Consider the following 16,871-nt stretch of genomic DNA (forward strand, 5'->3'; position numbering starts at 1 on the left):
CAAGCGACGTAGAATTTAGGCATGGACTCTCCTGCAACTGGTAAGCGCGGCCTCCGACTGCGCAGTGAGAGTGTCCACGTTGCAGGCGCAGACCGGGAGCTACACCCGCCTCCAGCCTGGATGACTGGTCTCCGCAGGGGCCTGATCGTTCTGGCCCTGCTTTATGCACTGATAGCCGGACTAAAAACCGTCGTTGACTTCGATCTCGGCTGGCAGATGGCGACCGGCCGTTACCTTCTCCAGCACCACGCCGTACCTCGAACGGACGTGTTCTCCTACACCGCCCGTGGCGTCGAGTGGATCTATCCGGTTCTGTCCGGCATAGTTTTTTACCTTCTTCATCAGGTTGGCGGATACGCAGCCATCTCCTGGCTGTGTGCTCTGGCCTGTGTCGGCTGTACGGCTGTTCTGATCTATCGACGCAGTCTGGGCGCAATCGTTCTCGCGGTACTCGCCGTCCCGGTGCTGGCCTCGGAGACGCTGCCTCGCGCAAGCCTCTTCACGATGCTCCTCTTCACCTGCTTCGCCAGAATCCTGCTGGAGCACTTCGAAGATCGTCGCGCCCCGCTCTGGCTCCTGGCTCCGCTCATGGTGCTCTGGGTCAACCTTCACACCGGGTTCGTCGCAGGGATCGCCCTGATCGCCGCGTACCTGATCGTAGAGGCACTGGAGACGCCGTTTCCTCTGCGCCGCCAAGCAGCCATCGCCCGCGTCCGCCGCGCAGCTCCATGGCTGACAGCCGCAGTCGCAGCAACGATCCTGAATCCGTGGGGAACTCGCATCTTCGCCGCAGTCGCAAGACAGCAGGCGGTGACGCAGCAGCAGAGCGCGTTCCTGGAAGAGTGGGCGCCGGTCAAGGCAGCGGATGCGCTCCAGGAGCTGGGCTGGAGAGATCCCGAGAGCGCGCATTGGTGGCTGCTCGCCTTCGGTGTCGTGATGGCGCTGATCTGCCTGTGGCGGCGTCGCTTAGGCCCAGCACTCGTGCTGTTCGCAGCTGCCTATGCGTTCGTCAGACATCAGCGCATGGAAGGCCCATGCATCGTTGTTCTATGCCTCATCGGCGGCTCTGCTATCTCCAGCGCCGCCAGCCTGAACCTGTCTCTCTGGCGCAGGAAGACTCTCGCCATCGGAGCAGCGTCGCTGCTCACGATCCTGGTCGCCGTCCGCTGCTTCGACCTGATCACGAACCGCACCTACATCTCCTCGGGAGCGATCACGCTCTTCGGCAGCGGCCCATCCTGGTGGCTTCCGAAGAACGCAACCGACTTTCTCCTTCAACATCATCTCCCCGGTGAAGTCTTCTCCAACTTCAACCTGAGCAGCTACCTCGTATGGCAGTTAGGACAACAATATCCCGACTTCGCGGACGGACGTTACATCCCATTCGGCGAGAGACTATTCGACGAGCAGCGCACGCTGACCAGTCTTCCACTGGACTCGCCAGAGTGGACGCGAGCCGCCGACACTAACCACATCAACACCGTCATCTTCCCCATCTCGCGCATCTTCGCTCTGGGAGAGTTTCCTCTACTCGCCGACTGCCAGAGCAAGCAATGGACGCCAATCTACCTGGACACTACCGCCATCATCTTCCAACGCAATAACCCCGGCCCACGTCCGCCGTCGATCGACTGCAACAAACAAAATCTTCTCCCATCAGCGGAACCAGATGGAAACAGCTATCGCCAACGAGCAGAGCGTTATCAGATATTCGCTAACGCAAGTGGAATCTACTCGCTGCTCGGGCGTTTCAACGAGGCAGACGAGGCAGCGAATCTCGCATCGGCGATCTATCCCAACGATCCGACTCTCCTGCTCATCCGCGCGCAAACAGCGCTGGACCTGAAGCAGTACGACGAATCGGAGCAAGAACTTCAGGCTGCGATCAACCTAAAGCAGACCGACGCTGTCTGGTACGATCTCGCGCTGCTGTATATCAATGAGCATCGCTATCCAGAAGCCGTCGAAGCGCTACAGAAGTCTGCGCACTTCTCTCGTGAGGACTACGAACGGCATCTCCTGATCGGCAAGATCCTTCTGGCAGAGCAGCAGTCACAACAAGCCCTGAATGCTCTCTCTGAGGCCGCTCATGAGAGCCCCTATCGTGAAAGCGCTACATCCGCCGCAGTCGAGTTCAACGCACAGATCGCAGAGGCGCAGGCCGCTGCGTATATGCAGATGAAGCAGCCAGAGCGTGCTGTGGAGCTGCAACGCCTCGCGGTCCGGCTAACTCCCGAGAGTGTCCAGAGGAAGAAGGTGCTTGCAGACGACTGTCAGGCAGCCGGAATTACCTGCTCGATCCCATAGGCATCCGCGATGCACGGTATCATCTCTGACGTGAGCACAGAACGCATTGGTATAGCGCAGATGATGGAGCGATTGCGGGGCGGCGAGGTGCGGGCGCTGGCTCGAGCAGTGTCGATCGTGGAGGACGGCGGAGCCGCTGCTGTGGAGTTGCTGGTGGCTTGTCGCGCCTCTGGTGCGGGCGCGTTGCGGGTTGGAGTCACCGGACCTCCCGGTGCCGGAAAGAGCACGTTGGTGGACCAGATGGCGAGGTTGCTGACAGCGGAGGGGCAGAAGGTTGGCGTAGTGGCGATCGACCCTTCGAGTCCGTATACGGGCGGAGCGCTGCTGGGAGACAGGATTCGGATGCAGGGTGCGCTTAGGACGAGCGAGGGTGACGCGGGATTGTTTATACGCAGCATGGCCTCGCGCGGCGCTATGGGCGGGTTGACCCGAGCGGCCGCTGATGTATGTACGGTGATGGAGGCGGCGGGAAGGCAGACCATCCTGATCGAGACGGTGGGTGTAGGGCAGGACGAGGTGGATGTGATTGGTCTCGCGGACGTGACGGTATTGGTGCTGGTGCCCGGAATGGGGGACGAGGTCCAGAGTCTGAAGGCTGGGGTGATGGAGGTTGCGGATATCTTTGTGGTGAATAAGGCGGACCGGGGCGGTGCGGAACTGGTGGAGCAGGAGATTGTTGCGATGCAGGGGCTGGGCGGTGGTGGCTCCGGATGGACGGCTCCGGTGGTGAGGACGGCTGCGTCTACCGGTGATGGGGTGGGGGAGTTGATAGAGACGGTACGGCGGTGCGCAGAGGTGAAGAAGTTGGAGCCGCGAGTGCGCGATGGCAGGGTGCAGACGGGTGGGCTGCGGCTAGATCACCTTGGTGTTGCGGTAAAGAGCATTGCGGCTGCGCGGGGATTTTATGAGGCGCTGGGGATGGTGGTGAGCCATGAGGAGACGGTGGAACATGAGCAGGTGAAGACAGCCATGCTTCCGCTGGGAGAGAGCAGGATCGAGTTGCTGGAGGCAACACAGGAGGACTCGACGATTGGCAGGTTTTTGGCAAAGCGCGGGGAGGGATTGCACCATGTTGCCGTGCATGTGGATAGGGTGGATGCGATGTTTGCTCGGTTGATCGCTCAGGGAGTGAGGCTGACGAGCGATGCGGTAAGGGTTGGGGCTGGCGGACATCGATATTTTTTTGTGCATCCGGCTAGTACGGGCGGTGTGCTGCTTGAGATTGTGGGGGAGTGATGAAGGTGTTGCTGATCAATACGGCTGGCGGTGAGGGAAGCGTTGCGCTGGCGGATACGGAGGTGATTACTGCCGAGGTGCTGCCGGGAAGGAGTTCGTCGGAGCGGCTGGTGCCAGTGGTGCGCGAGTTGATGGCGGAGCGGGGCTGGCAGCTGGGCGAGCTGACGGCTGTGGTCGTGGTGAGTGGGCCGGGGTCGTTTACCGGTGTGCGGGTGGGGCTGAGCGCGGCGAAGGGTTTTGTAGAGGCCGGTGGAGTGCCGTTGATCGCGTTATCGCGTCTGGCGCTGGTCGCTGCGGCTGCAGGAGGCGATGGACCGGTGCTTGCAGTGCTTGATGCAGGGCGCGGAGAGTTTTATTTTGGAGAGTATCTGGGACGGCGGTGCGTGCGGGAGGCGTTGCTTTCTGCTGAAGAGGTTATCTCTGCTGATGCTGGTGGGTTGGTGGTGACTTGCGAGGCGAAGGTAATGGAGTCTCTGGGGGTGCTGGAACTCCGGCTGGTGAGTGAGCCTCTGGCGGGAGATGCTCTGCCTTTTGCGCTTGAGAGGATTGCAGTAGGTGAGTTTGACGATGCGGCTTCTGTGGATGCGAATTATCTGCGGCGGACCGATCTTGAGATTTTTGCGAAGACGGCACCGCAGAAGGCTGCACGATAATGGAGGACAAGTTACGGATTCGGGCTGCGGTTGCTGCGGATCTGGGCGGGGTCTTCGAATTGGAGCGAGGTGCGGCAGAGGCCCCGCACTGGACTGAGGGTGAATATGCGGCGATTGTCGGTGTGGAGGATGATGCTGGCTTAGTGCAGCGGTGTCTATTGGTTGCGGAGAGGGATGAAAGGCTGGTCGGGTTTGCAGTGGGGAAGGTGATTGGGGCAGGGGTGGGCGTGGGTGAGTTGGAGAGTGTGGCGGTTGATGCGGTTGCGCGGCGGATGGGGGTCGGCAGGACGTTGTGTGTGGCAGTGATCGGGTGGTGCCGGGAGCGGGGCGCGGAGGCGATGGAGCTTGAGGTGCGGGCTGGGAGCGAGGGTGCGATTGCGTTATATCGGTCGCTGAGGTTTGCGGAGGTGGGGCGGCGCGGAAAGTACTATCGTGCGCCGGCGGAGGATGCTGTGCTGATGCGGCTTGAGTTAGTTGGGGACGAGTAATCCACAGATCTGCTATCGTCGGCGCGGTTGCCGGTGCTCCACAGGCTGTGATAGCGTGTTCGCCAATTGGTGATCCGCCGAGCGGTGGTTTGCCAATCGTTTCGATGTCGCTGTTGCCGGAGGTACTCTCTCGTGCAGACTGCAAAGTTTACGGAACTCCCCAAGCCCTCGTCGCTTCCTTCTATCCAACAACTGACACAAGAGCACAGCCTGTATGCGCGCAGGCTGGATACGCTGCGTGCGAAGATGTTTTTGACCGAGCCAGAGAAGCTGGAAGAGGTTCGGTTGAAAAAGTTGAAACTGAGTTTGAAGGACGAGATGGAGAGGCTGCGGCGGTTGGGCGGCTCGTAGCTCCATCTGGTCCTGAAGTAGGCGGCGAGAGGGTGAGCGTGCACAGAAGGTGTTTGGGCGCCGGGCGAAGGTGTGCGTGGCCCTATAATTGAGTCACTTATGGTTCGTGATGGGTTCTTCTATGCCTTAGGGCTCGGGGTTGTTGCGGCGGCACTTTGGTATCTGAGTATGCCATTGTGGCTGGTGGCGTTGCCGATTGTGTTGGCGATATTTTTTCTGTGGTTCTTCCGCGATCCAAACCGGGTGATTCCGCAGGGTGTGGGTGAGATCGTTTCGCCTGGCGATGGGGTGGTGACCGAGGCGGAGTGGATTGAGACGATCGGCGGCAGCAGGCTGCGGTTGAGCATCTTTCTTAACGTCTTCGATGTGCATGTAAACCGCTCGCCGGTGGCAGGTACGGTGACCGTATGCGAGTTGCGCAAGGGGCAGTTCATGAATGCAATGAACGCTGAATCTGTGCTGAACAACGAGCAGACGCTGATTACGATCGATGCTGGCGGGTATGAGGTGAGCTTCAAGCAGATCGCGGGATTGTTGGCGCGACGTATTGTCTGCAATTTGAAAGTTGGCGACCGGGTGGAGCGCGGGCAGCGTATGGGACTGATTAAATTTGGCTCGCGCGTTGATGTGTTGATCCCGGCTGCGGCGAATCTGAAGGTGAAGACGGGAGCCAGAGTGAAGGGCGGGTCGACTGTGATTGCTGTGCTGCCGGAGGGTTCTCTTAAGACGGCGCAAGTTGCATCGGCAGTGGTGGCCTGATGACCGGCGAGACGAGTACGCTTGCGGGCGCTAGCGAAGAGGGACGGGGAAAGCGCCGTCCGAGTCGCGGGATGTATCTGCTGCCGTCGCTGTTTACGGCAGGCAATATGGCGGCGGGATACTACGCGATCACGCAGACGATCCAAGGATCGGTGGCAGATCAGAGCTACTTTGATCGGGCAGCGCTCGCGATTGGGATTGCAGTGTTGTTTGATGGGCTCGATGGAATCATCGCGCGGATGACGAATACGACGAGCGATTTTGGCAAAGAGCTGGATTCGCTTGCGGATGTAATTACGTTTGGCGTTGCGCCGAGCTTGCTGGCTTATGTCTGGGGATTCCGCATGCTGCCGTTGATGGCGCATCCGCAGGCGCGGGAGCAGATCGTACATATAGGTGTGTTCGTCTGCTTTATCTTTTTGATCTGCGGCGCGAGCAGGCTGGCTAGATTCAATATCAGTATTAATCCGCAACCACGTAATCCGGGGCGGCCAGGTAAGAAGTATTTTGTGGGAATGCCGATACCTGCGGGTGCAGGAGTTATCAGTTCGGTGATTCACTTTCAGAGGGGCTCACCGATTGATCGCCCTTGGATTGCGGTGGTGTGGTTGTGTCTGCTGGTGGTCACGAGTTTTCTGATGGTGAGCAACTGGCGCTTCTGGAGTGCGAAGGAGATTACGGTTGGCAATCGGCATCCGTTCCAGTTGGTCGCGGTGATCGCAGCGATTGGCGCGCTGATTGTGCTGTATTCCGAGTACATGCTAATCATCCTGGCGATGGCGTATCTGGTGTCGGGAGTCGTGGCACGGCTGGCGTATTCGTGGAGTAGGGACCGGCGGCACTCAGTAGTTGCGGGACCGCGATAGCGGATTGCTTCAGAGAGAAGATATTGGATGGAGAGCAAAATGTATCGAATAGGAATCGTCGGCGCGTCGTCGCTTGCTGGGAAGGAGTTAAGCGAGGAACTGGGCGAGTCATTGCTTGGAGCGTCGGACTTTGTGCTTCTCGACGAAGAAGAGGCTGCAGGGCAGATAACTACAGCTGCGGATGAGGTCTCATTTATCCAGCGTCTGGAGGCGTCGTCGTTTGAACGGATGGACTTCGTTTTTTTTGCGGGCGCAGATGCGGTGACGAAGAAACACTGGCAGAGCGCACGACGAGCAGGGGCAAGTATTGTCGATCTGACATACGCGTTGGAAGATGAAAAGGATGTGTTGGTGCGGGCACCGTGGGTGGCGGAGGTGCTTGCAGAGAAGAGTATTCATCGCGCAGTAGAACCGGATCTGAAGACGCCTGCGGTGGTGGCGGCACATCCAGTTGCGCTTATGCTTGCGTTGATTGCGGCGAGGCTGCAAGCGAAGATGCCATTGGCTGGCATTGCGGCTACGGTGATGGAGCCAGCCTCGGAATACGGCCGCGAGGCGATGGATGAACTGCATCAGCAGACGGTGAACTTGCTGTCCTTTCAGGCTCTGCCTCGCGAGCAATATGATGCGCAGGTCACTTTCAATCTATTGCCGGCATTGGGCGAGGCGGCGAAGGTGAATTTGAAGGCGACCGGGCAACGCATACGTAGGCACTACGTCGGATTGGCTGAGGGATCGCTTCCTGCGTTGGCTTTGCAGATGGTGCAGGCGCCGGTATTTCATGGATATGCAGTATCGTTATTAATCGACTTTGACAAGCCTGCCACTATGACCGAGGTGGAGGCAGCGTTATCCGGAGAGCATATGGATGTGGTGAGCGGGGAGTCTGACCCGCCGAGCAATCTCAGTGCGGCGGGGCAGGAGGACATCATGGTGCGGGTGACTGAAGCGACTGGTGACGGGAAGGCTGGCACACGTTTCTGGTTGTGGATAGCGTCTGATAATTTAAAACTCGCAGCGCTGAACGCGGTCGCTTGTGCCACAGAGCTGCGCCGGCTGCGACCACAGGGGAAGGTTCAGTAGGAGCTGGCCAAGGTGGATCGTGGCCTGCATTTGTCTCTTGTGAGTCGGAACTTTTAATCTTATGTTGGCGACAAGATGCGCACCGTGTAGCGCATGGCATTGGGTGAGCGTGCGGATATCTTTCTCAGTAGCTGTATAAACCTTCAATCGTTTTTATAAGGTGCGATGAAAAAAACAGAGATACGAATTGGAATTGATCTTGGCGGGACGAAGATCGAGGCACTTGCTATCGACGACCAGGGTGGCGAGCTAGCGCGGCATCGCATTCCCACCCCGCAGAATGACTACGAGGCGACCATCCAGGCGATGGTCGGTCTGGTGCATCGTCTGGAGCAGGAGACGGGCAAGGTTGGAAGTGTCGGCGCAGGGATTCCGGGAAGTATCTCTGGAGTGACCGGGCTGGTAAAGAACTCGAACTCTACGTGGTTGAATGGACGCCCACTCGACCGTGACCTGACGAGTGCGTTGCATCGCGAGGTACGGATCGCAAATGACGCGAATTGTCTTGCGGTTTCGGAGGCCACGGATGGAGCGGCGGCAGGCAAGCATGTTGTGTACGGTTTGATTTTGGGAACGGGATGCGGGGGTGGGGTGGCCATCGATAGTCGTGTCCATACCGGGCCGAACAGCGTCGCAGGAGAATGGGGACATAATCCGCTGCCTTGGCCGAAGCCGGAGGAAACCCCCGGTCCGGCATGCTACTGCGGTAAGTATGGGTGCATGGAGAAGTGGGTATCGGGTACAGGGATAGCGTTGGACTACAAAAATGTGACGGGTAGAACGTTGACGACGCGTGAAATTGTCGTGGAGTTCGAAAGAGGAGAGCAGGAGGCGACAGCGTGTATCAGACGATTTGAGGATCGCTTGGCGCGTGGGCTTGCGCAGGTGATCAATACGCTGGATCCCGACATGATCGTGATTGGGGGAGGCGTCTCCGGGGTGCAGTCTATCTACGAGTCTCTTCCTAAAAAATTGCCACTTTACGTGTTCGGGGGCGAGTTCTCAACGCCTATCCAGCCCGCTAGGTATGGAGATTCGAGTGGGGTGCGCGGGGCAGCGTGGCTTTGGCCAAGCTAAAGACAATGAGATTGATGGCGACAAACAGCATGGGGATAGGATCGGCGGGAAGACACTTGGCGAGCCCTACTTTTGAAGATGGATTGGGTGCTTGTCATGCGATACTTAACGGAGTAGCCGGGATGGCGGAACTGGCAGACGCAGCGGACTCAAAATCCGCCGAGGGCAACCTCATGGGGGTTCGATTCCCCCTCCCGGCACCAATACAACATGTTGATAATGAATAGGTTACAAAGACCAAGCCTCTCACTTTGAGAGGCTTTTTCATGTCCAAATTGTGCAGGTGATACTTCTGGTGATACTTTGCTACCTTGTTGTCAGAGGGCTCGTTATGCCGAGAAAAGACGAGAAGAAGGTACGAGGCGTTTGGGAACGTGAACCTGGAAGCAAGATCTACTGGATTCGTTATCGCGTCGATGGGGTTCTAAAGCGCGAGAAGGTTGGAACCAAGAAAGCCGCTGGCGACCTCCTCATAAAGCGCAAGAACGAAATCCGCGAAGGGATCAAGATGCCGGAGAACATGCGGCATACTTCGATTCGCTTCAAGGCGCTTTGCGACGACATTCTCGTTTTCAGCAAGAAGCATCATCGCGATTTCCGCAGCGTCGAGATCAGAGTCAAGAAGATCGTGGAGGCCTTCGGCGACACACCAGTCGACAAGATCAAGCCTGCCGACATTGATGCCTGGCTAACCCGGGCCACGAAGACGCCCGCGACCTCAAACCGCTACCGCGCATTATTCTCGCTCATATTTAGGGAGGCTCTGAGGAATGGCAAGGTCGCTAGTAACCCGGCCCGACTCGTTCGTCAGCGCGCCGAGAACAATGGGCGCATTCGCTTCCTGACCGAGGCAGAAGAAACCAATCTTCGTGCTGCCATCCGAGAACGATTCCCTGAACATGAGGCGGAACTAAGCATCTCGCTCGGCACGGGGATGCGACTTTCGGAGCAATACACGCTCGCGTGGAAGAACATCGACTTCGAGCGTCGAGAGATCAATCTTGATCGAACGAAGAACGGCTCTCCGCGCATGATTCCCATGAACGATGCTGTCATGAAGGCGATGGAGGAGTTTGCTCGCCGATCGAAGTCCACGAGCCGGGATGCTCTGGTGTTCCCGATCAAGAATCCGAAGGACTGGTTTAAGCCCGCGATGGAGGACGCCAAGATCGTGAACTACCGATGGCACGACAACCGGCACACGTTCTGCTCCCGCTTAGCGATGCGCGGCGAGAACCTGAAGGTAATTCAACAACTCGCAGGACACAAAACAATCCAGATGAGCGCGAGATACGCGCATTTGGGGGAGAAGTCTCTTCATGCGGCCGTTAGTGGCTTGTGACGGCGGGTTCTGGCGTACCAAATTCCGACCGCGGCCCGCCGTGTAACGAGCAATAAAAAGCATGATGCCAGGCGTCTAGGTCCGCGATAATGCTTGTTATGGGAAGAACGACACCATCACTCCTTCCGAGAGTCTCCCGATTGCTCGGCGATTTCGGAGTTCGTCTAAAGCTTGCACGCCTTCGACGTAAATACTCAGCGGAGATTGTTGCGCAACGCGCAGGAATCAGTCTGCGCACTTTTTCTAAAGCTGAGCGGGGAGATCCCGCCGTTGCGTTGGGAGTCTATGTTCGGATCATGCAAGCATTGCGATTGGAAGGGGATCTCACACTTCTGGCAAAGGACGACGAACTTGGTCGAAAGCTACAGGACGCGGAAATCGTCGCCAAACTGAGGGCGCCCAAACGATCTCAGTAGAAAACGCTGCGGTCTATTCTTTGGTGTCTCATAGACGTGCATCTCATTGCCGAGGAGACTACTGACGATAAGCCGACTTCGCGGTACTAATAACGGCACAGCTGTCTGGGTACAGAGTTGCGTATTTCCAGTACTAACTGGGGACTGACCTCAGGATATCCGTCGCGTTCTGAGTTCTTGGGAATGTCTCGAACGGGAGAAAAAGCGTCACCACAGTTCCGCACGCCAAGCCTTGAGAGCTCTTTATCGAAATCGTTCCTTGATGCCGATGCATAATATCGGCGCTTATCCAGAGGCCGAGGCCGTTTCCCCCGATGCCTTTTGTCGTGTAAAACGCTTCGAACATGTGGCGTTCAGTTTCGCGGCTCATCCCGTGTCCAGTATCCGCGATGGTTAGCGCCAACCCCTTGCGCCCTGTGGTCCACTCGGTGGCCTCACGGCTTCGGACGATCAGGCGACCGCCGAGCGGCATGGAATCGATCGCGTTTGAGACAACATTGCTCAAAACCTGACGAATGTCTCCTTCAAAACACTGAACCGGTTCGTTCGCCCGCTTCCGCTTCTCTACTAGAATTCCAGAATTACGCAGTTTCGCTTCGTAGAGGTCCAAAGTGGCCGAAAACAAACTGAGGCAGGTAATGGCTTGCGGAAAGGACGTCTGTCTGTGGAAGCGTAGCGTGTGCTTAGTAATTGTGGAAATCCGTCGAAGTTCCTTCTCGGCCTGCTCCAACCAATCAATTGAATCCGAGTCGACGGCTTTCTGACGAGTCAGAAACAGGAGATTCGTTACTGCTTCGAGAGGGTTATTGATCTCGTGCGCCATGCTGGAGGCAAGGCGGCCGACTGCGGCAATCTTTTCACTCTGCATCAGCGCGGCAGCCGTTCGTTCCTGCTCTGCCAACTTCAGTCTCAACTGGAGAAGAGACATGACCTGCCGCGATAAGGATGTGAGAGCGGCAATCTGAGCGGGGTCCAGGGCCCGCGGCTTGTTATCGAAGACACAAACCGTACCGAGAATATGCCCATTTGGCGCTACCAAGGGCGCGCCGGCATAGAACCGAATCTGTGGCCCACCGACAACGAAAGGATTTTCGGCGAAACGATCGTCGAGGAGTGTGTCCTCGACGATCATCAACCCCGGTTGAAGGACGGCGCACGCGCAAAAACCATCTGCGCGACCCGTCTCGTGGGTGCCAAAACCCACCTCCGACTTGAACCACTGACGGTCTTCATCAACGAAGGTGATGGTGGAATAGGGCGTGGAGCAAATGTATGACGCAAGCGCAGTCACGTCTTCATATCCCGGTTCGGGAGGCGTGTCGAGAATTGCGTAGGAGTGAAGGGTAGCTACTCGCCCGACATCGTGTTCTGGGATTGGTGCGGAGTACATGGACCCTCACAGGATGAGTTCTCATTAGAACAGGTTTGTGCGAAAGCCTCGCTCGGGCAATGAGCTCGGATACCTACTCCCGGAGCGCCAGAACGCAACGTTCCTCATGTCTCAGGCATGCCTGCCGACGGATTTCACAGCGGTTTTCTCACAATGTGGGGATTGCCCAAACCCCGGCAGCGCCTTGTTGTCGATGGAAACTGAAATTCGACAAATTGACGGGCTAAAGCGAATGCGAGCGACCACTTGAGAGCCCACCCACCATCTCCTCGGTTTGTACATCAAACGATTTGAGGGGACGAAACAGCCGGAACCCGGCTAATGGGCTTAGGAATTGTGAACCTAATGGAAAATATCGTACCCAGCTTAGAGGAGAGACTCGACAAGGCTGAAAAGGCACTTGAGCGCAGTGAACGCATGGCTGTGGCTAGCCGCTATGCTAGTGCCATCATGCATGAGGTCAACAACCCTCTTGAGGCCATTACAAATCTCATCTACCTAACCAAGCTTGAGAGACACGATCCGCAGCAAGTTTTGGACAACATGACCGTGGTCGAAGAGCAGCTAAAATCCTTGGGTAAAGTGACGAGCAAAGCTCTCACGTTTCATCGCGAACAGTCTGAGGCAAAAGATCACGACCTGGTCGAAATCGCAGAAACCGCCTTGAAGCTTCATAGCGACAGACTATCTCGGCATGGCATATCTGTGACGCGGAGATACCGTGGACCGGCGATGGCCTTTGTCTTCGGCAGCGAAATACTGCAAGTTGTCTCCAATCTGCTCTTGAACGCAGCAGAAGTTTTGGAACGAGGACAAGGGAGAATCTGTGTGAGCGTTAAGTCTTGTCCCAACAGCATGCACATGACCATCACGGACAATGGGCCGGGTATTCCGGATCGTTTCGCTACCCGACTCTTTGAGCCGTATCTCACAAGCAAAGTGTCAGGGACTGGATTGGGGCTGTGGCTTTCGAGCAGAATTATCGAAAAACATCGTGACACTTTACGATTCCGGACTTCCCGGCGCGAAGGAAAGACAGGGACTACTTTTCGTATCAGTCTGCCGCTCGCGACGAAGGCCTAGTCCTTCGTCCTCTCCGGAGCTTCGGATAGGTAACGGGAAACGCTCTTCTCGTTAACAGTGGATCGCTTCCGATAAGCCGACTTATGAGGACTTACCACAAGAATGGGTTCGTTCAGCGACGTCAATCCTAAAGCTCCTCTTCCTCGTCAGCGAGAAGGTTGCTCACTCTCACGATGGTCTCAACCTGTTGCTTGCTGAGCCGCGAAAGCAGATTACGCCGGACTGATTCTGCGTGGACCGGCCGCGCTGCATCGAGTTTTGCCCTGCCTTGTTTCGTCAGAACGATGAAGACAACTCGCGCCACGGCTTCACGTCGCCCAATCAATTCCCGATCCTGCATTCGCGTCAGATGATGTGAGAGGCGGCTTTTGTCCCAGCCCAGCGACTCCGCTAGCGCCTGCTGTCGCATCTCGCCCTGACCTAGATCGGCCAGACGAGACAGAACTCCGAAGTCCGGCCCCGACAGACCGGTGCCTGCTGCAATGTCGCGTCCTACTCTCTCCATCACGTCTTCACCCATCAACTTGAATGCGTGCCAGATGCGAAGCTCCTGTGGTGAAAGCGGTTTCGTGGACATAGTGACAGGCTAGCAGCGGATGGGTTGACATGACAACCTAAACTAACTAATTTGGTTGACATGACAACTGATGCCCATGGAAAGGTTGCACTTGTGACCGGAGCGAACAAAGGGATCGGCAAAGCCATCGCCAAAGGGCTGGCGCGGAAAGGATTTACTGTCTTTCTTGGAGCGCGTGATTCTGAAAAGGGCATAGCCGCTGCTGCCGAACTTAAGGCCGAGGGAGACGTGCGCTTTGTTCAACTGGAGGTCACCCATTTAACTTCTGTGCTGAGCGCGAAGCAACTGATTGAATCGGAGACAGGCCGCTTGGATGTGCTGGTGAATAACGCTGGGATTGGTGCCGCACCCGGTTCGAGGTTCAACACTCCCGAAGAAGAGATCGCAGAAAATATGCGTGCCGTCTACGAGACGAATGTCTTTGCCGTCGTAAGGGTCACGAATGCTTTTCTTCCGCTGCTTCTCCAATCCGATGCGGGGCGCATCGTGAACGTAACGAGTAAGCGCGGATCGCTTGGCGAGGAGGGGGCGTGGGTTGGCCGCCCGAACATGACGTACTCCAGCTCAAAGACCGCCCTGAACGCAATCACAGTTCATTACGCTCGCAGCCTTGCGGAGACTCACGTCAAGGTGAACGGGGCGGCGCCCGGCCACGTCGCCACCGACTTCAACGGCTTTCGTGGAACGCGAACGCCTGAACATGGAGCCGAGGTGGCAATTCGATTGGCGCAATTGGATATTGATGGGCCGACAGGTGCTGTTTTTGAGGATGAACACCAACTGTGTTGGTAGACCTGCCAAGATAAGTACCGACAAACGCCGTTATTGGATGCCTAATTCCGTAGGATCGATGACGAAATGCTGATTAACAGGGATGCGTCTGAACTAGAGAACATAAGAAGGTTGGATCGGTCCATCTGTAGTGTCGGCTAGCAGCGCCTTGCCTAGCAAGTTCCGCTGCCGCCAGCAGATAAAGGCGGCCATCAGTAAAGTTACGATTGCAAGTGCCGCGCCAAATTCGTCGATCCACCAACGAGTGTGACCGCTATCAGCAGTGCGTGGCGTGAGCACGGTCTGAATCCAAAAGTTATGGGTTGCATGTAACAAGACGCAGGGCCAAAGGCTCCCGGAACGTAGTCTTACCCAGACCCATAGAAACCTCATGGCTATGACCATGGTTGCAAAACATAGGAAGCTGTACCAGAGAGGCGCATCCCCATGGTACCCACCGTATAGAAGAAATGGCACGTGCCAAACAGCCCAGATCGCGCCCGAGATTAACGAAGTTGCCGTGAAACCAAATCTTCTTGCGAGTGCAGGCACGAGAAATCCGGACCAACCGATTTCTTCCCCCAGCGCCCCAAGAGTCCCTCCTCCGAAGACACCAAGCACGACCGGCAGTGCGGACATCGGAATGTACGTCAATATATGAACCCACCATATAAGACCCCATCCGGTTGGTTGGCCGGGGCCACGAATGAAGGCCTCGTGAGGGGTTCCCAGTCCGGTGATCCAAATGAAACTGTATGCGAGGAGGGAGTAGCCGATAGGAATGAAATAGCCGGCAGCGACCCACTTCCACTTCGGCCACCGCCAGCCAAATCGGCGCATCGGAACACGGCATACCCGTGACGTCAAGAGACCCGCCAGTCCTGGGGAACACATCAGGCCCAGCACGAGCGGCCAATGACCCTGCATCTTATACTTCGCAAGCAGCACCCACCAAGGCGCACTGAGAAGAAGTGTCGCGCTCAGAAAGACTACGGTTTGCCTACCGTTGCCCAAGTTGTCTGTTTGAACGCTCTCGTTCATTAACCCCTCTCAATGTGGCAGGAATACGCGAACTAATAACACTAGGTCCTCGATATAAGTAATCAGAAACGCCGTTCGCGTCAGTAGAGGATTGCTGACGATATGCCGACATATCGGTACTAATCCGAGTCGATAGGTGCATTGGCGATTTTTCGCTAGTCGAAATTCGCTAACGATGAGAGGAGCTTTTCTTCGGACTGACGCATGAGAAGAACCGGACTATCTCTCGTATTCCTGTTCGCTAACCTTCTCCATCCAATCGACTACCTTGCCATCCAGTCTTTCCTGAATGGCGATGTGGGTCATCGCAGTCGCGGCACTGGCACCGTGCCAATGCTTCTCGCCTGGGGCAAACCAGACAACATCACCAGGCCGAATCTCCTGCACCGATTCACCATTCTTCTGCACCCAGCCAAGACCGGATGTCACGATGAGCGTTTGTCCGAGCGGATGGGTATGCCAGGCTGTCCGTGCGCCGGGCTCGAAGGTAACGCAGGCACCACTTACACGGGCTGGTTCTGCTCTATCGAAGAGCGGATCGATCCTCACAGTGCCAGTAAACCAGTCGTCCGGTCCTTTTATCGATGGCTTGGAACCTACTTTTTGAATCTCCATGAACTCTCCTTTAGTGGGCGACGAAGCCGCCGTCAACGGGAAGGGCAACGCCCAGAACGAGCGAAGCTGCGGAACTGCACAACCACAGCACAGCGGCTGCAATTTCTTCCGGTCTGCCGGGGCGACCGATCGGTTGCTGCTTGAGGAATTCCTGCATCGCGGCGGGATCGATGCCATCGCCCATCGGCGTCTCGATGCAGCCAGGACAGATGGCATTGATACGTATTCCCTGCGCAGCAACGTCAAGCGCTGCGCTCTTAGTGAGACCAATCACGCCGTGCTTGGTGGCATGGTAGGCTGCGCGGCCTGGAAGACCTACGAGACCGCCAAGAGACGAGCAGTTAACGATCGATCCGGCTCCTTGCTTCTTCATCTGGAGCAGCTCGTGCTTCATAAACGTCCAGATACCGCGCAGATTGACGGCGTTCACCTCGTCATAGCCTTCGCCGGTCTCTTCCATCATGGGGCACATTGGCCCGAGGATGCCGGCATTGTTGTACGCCATGTCCAGACTGCCAAACTCAACCACGGCACGTTCCACCGCTGACTCTGCCACTTTTTCATCCGACACGTCGCCAGCGACCATGATCGCCTTGCCCCCGGCACCTGTGATCTCTTTCAGGAGCACCGTCAGATCCTCCTGATTTCGATCAACCAGCACGACTGCCGCGCCAGCTTCAGCAAAGGCTTTCGCCGTAGCACGGCCAAGGCCGGAGGCTGCGCCGGTGACAAGCGCTACCTGTCCTGAAAAGTCATATTTCGGATTCATGTTTTCTCCTTCGGGTGAGTTCTTGAGGCGTCCAAGAATGAACACCG

General features: G+C 56.8%; 18 protein-coding genes and 1 tRNA gene. 14 read left to right on the forward strand and 5 right to left on the reverse strand.

The window, feature by feature from the left end:
* Positions 1-21: 21 nt before the first annotated feature.
* The 12 genes from GSQ82_RS18290 (at position 22) to GSQ82_RS25795 (ending at position 10,578) form a co-directional block, all read left to right on the forward strand.
* Positions 22-2,307, forward strand: a complete 2,286-nt coding sequence (locus tag GSQ82_RS18290; RefSeq protein WP_158793584.1) for a M48 family metallopeptidase — start codon at positions 22-24, stop codon at positions 2,305-2,307.
* Between the two features lie 30 nt (positions 2,308-2,337).
* The gene (meaB, locus tag GSQ82_RS18295; RefSeq protein ID WP_254061738.1) at positions 2,338-3,543 is read left to right on the forward strand and encodes a methylmalonyl Co-A mutase-associated GTPase MeaB; all 1,206 of its coding nucleotides are present in this window, start codon (positions 2,338-2,340) and stop codon (positions 3,541-3,543) included.
* A complete protein-coding gene (gene tsaB / locus GSQ82_RS18300) occupies positions 3,543-4,196 on the forward strand; it encodes a tRNA (adenosine(37)-N6)-threonylcarbamoyltransferase complex dimerization subunit type 1 TsaB (protein ID WP_158793586.1) in 654 nt (217 codons plus the stop codon). The genes meaB and tsaB overlap by 1 nt, the downstream gene beginning before the upstream one ends.
* Positions 4,196-4,684, forward strand: a complete 489-nt coding sequence (locus GSQ82_RS18305; RefSeq protein WP_158793587.1) for a GNAT family N-acetyltransferase — start codon at positions 4,196-4,198, stop codon at positions 4,682-4,684. The genes tsaB and GSQ82_RS18305 overlap by 1 nt, the downstream gene beginning before the upstream one ends.
* Before the next feature lie 132 nt (positions 4,685-4,816).
* Positions 4,817-5,035, forward strand: a complete 219-nt coding sequence (locus GSQ82_RS18310; RefSeq protein ID WP_158793588.1) for a DUF465 domain-containing protein — start codon at positions 4,817-4,819, stop codon at positions 5,033-5,035.
* 99 nt (positions 5,036-5,134) lie between these two features.
* The gene (locus GSQ82_RS18315) at positions 5,135-5,794 is read left to right on the forward strand and encodes a phosphatidylserine decarboxylase (protein WP_158793589.1); all 660 of its coding nucleotides are present in this window, start codon (positions 5,135-5,137) and stop codon (positions 5,792-5,794) included.
* Positions 5,794-6,660: a CDP-diacylglycerol--serine O-phosphatidyltransferase gene (gene pssA, locus GSQ82_RS18320; RefSeq protein ID WP_371417229.1), complete on the forward strand. Its 867-nt coding sequence runs from the start codon at positions 5,794-5,796 to the stop codon at positions 6,658-6,660. Before GSQ82_RS18315 ends, pssA begins: the two co-directional genes overlap by 1 nt.
* A gap of 39 nt (positions 6,661-6,699) precedes the next feature.
* The gene (locus GSQ82_RS18325; protein WP_254061739.1) at positions 6,700-7,743 is read left to right on the forward strand and encodes an Asd/ArgC dimerization domain-containing protein; all 1,044 of its coding nucleotides are present in this window, start codon (positions 6,700-6,702) and stop codon (positions 7,741-7,743) included.
* A gap of 165 nt (positions 7,744-7,908) precedes the next feature.
* Positions 7,909-8,820, forward strand: a complete 912-nt coding sequence (gene mak, locus GSQ82_RS18330; protein WP_216847108.1) for a fructokinase — start codon at positions 7,909-7,911, stop codon at positions 8,818-8,820.
* 116 nt (positions 8,821-8,936) lie between these two features.
* Positions 8,937-9,023, forward strand: a tRNA-Leu gene (locus tag GSQ82_RS18335).
* Between the two features lie 74 nt (positions 9,024-9,097).
* On the forward strand, positions 9,098-10,162 hold the full coding sequence (locus GSQ82_RS18340) for a site-specific integrase (RefSeq protein ID WP_158793591.1): 1,065 nt from the start codon (positions 9,098-9,100) through the stop codon (positions 10,160-10,162).
* Positions 10,163-10,260: 98 nt separating this feature from the next.
* Complete coding sequence (locus tag GSQ82_RS25795; protein WP_158793592.1) at positions 10,261-10,578, forward strand: helix-turn-helix transcriptional regulator; 318 nt, start codon at positions 10,261-10,263, stop codon at positions 10,576-10,578.
* A 133-nt stretch (positions 10,579-10,711) separates the two neighbouring features.
* Here GSQ82_RS25795 and GSQ82_RS18350 read toward each other — a convergent pair whose 3' ends face one another.
* Positions 10,712-11,968, reverse strand: coding sequence for a GAF domain-containing sensor histidine kinase (locus GSQ82_RS18350; protein ID WP_158793593.1), 1,257 nt, complete (start codon positions 11,966-11,968; stop codon positions 10,712-10,714).
* A gap of 345 nt (positions 11,969-12,313) precedes the next feature.
* Between GSQ82_RS18350 and GSQ82_RS18355 the strand changes: the two genes are divergently transcribed.
* Positions 12,314-13,051 carry a sensor histidine kinase gene (locus GSQ82_RS18355; RefSeq protein WP_158793594.1) on the forward strand — a complete coding sequence of 246 codons (738 nt, stop codon included), beginning with the start codon at positions 12,314-12,316 and terminating at the stop codon, positions 13,049-13,051.
* 127 nt (positions 13,052-13,178) lie between these two features.
* On the opposite strand, the gene GSQ82_RS18360 is transcribed toward GSQ82_RS18355, so the two are convergent.
* Entirely contained in the window at positions 13,179-13,628 is a 450-nt protein-coding gene (locus GSQ82_RS18360) for a MarR family winged helix-turn-helix transcriptional regulator (protein ID WP_254061740.1), read from the reverse strand.
* Between the two features lie 60 nt (positions 13,629-13,688).
* Between GSQ82_RS18360 and GSQ82_RS18365 the strand changes: the two genes are divergently transcribed.
* A complete protein-coding gene (locus tag GSQ82_RS18365) occupies positions 13,689-14,420 on the forward strand; it encodes an SDR family oxidoreductase (RefSeq protein ID WP_158793595.1) in 732 nt (243 codons plus the stop codon).
* A 93-nt stretch (positions 14,421-14,513) separates the two neighbouring features.
* Here the strand turns inward: GSQ82_RS18365 and GSQ82_RS25800 are convergent, their stop codons facing one another.
* From GSQ82_RS25800 to GSQ82_RS18380, 3 genes are all read right to left on the reverse strand, one after another.
* Positions 14,514-15,440, reverse strand: a complete 927-nt coding sequence (locus tag GSQ82_RS25800; RefSeq protein ID WP_158793596.1) for a CPBP family intramembrane glutamic endopeptidase — start codon at positions 15,438-15,440, stop codon at positions 14,514-14,516.
* Positions 15,441-15,659: 219 nt separating this feature from the next.
* Complete coding sequence (locus GSQ82_RS18375; RefSeq protein ID WP_158793597.1) at positions 15,660-16,055, reverse strand: cupin domain-containing protein; 396 nt, start codon at positions 16,053-16,055, stop codon at positions 15,660-15,662.
* Positions 16,056-16,065: 10 nt separating this feature from the next.
* Positions 16,066-16,824 carry an SDR family NAD(P)-dependent oxidoreductase gene (locus tag GSQ82_RS18380; RefSeq protein WP_158793598.1) on the reverse strand — a complete coding sequence of 253 codons (759 nt, stop codon included), beginning with the start codon at positions 16,822-16,824 and terminating at the stop codon, positions 16,066-16,068.
* Positions 16,825-16,871: the final 47 nt, after the last annotated feature.

This window comes from Granulicella sp. L60 (genome assembly GCF_009765825.1).
In the GTDB taxonomy this organism is placed as follows: Bacteria; Acidobacteriota; Terriglobia; order Terriglobales; family Acidobacteriaceae; genus Edaphobacter.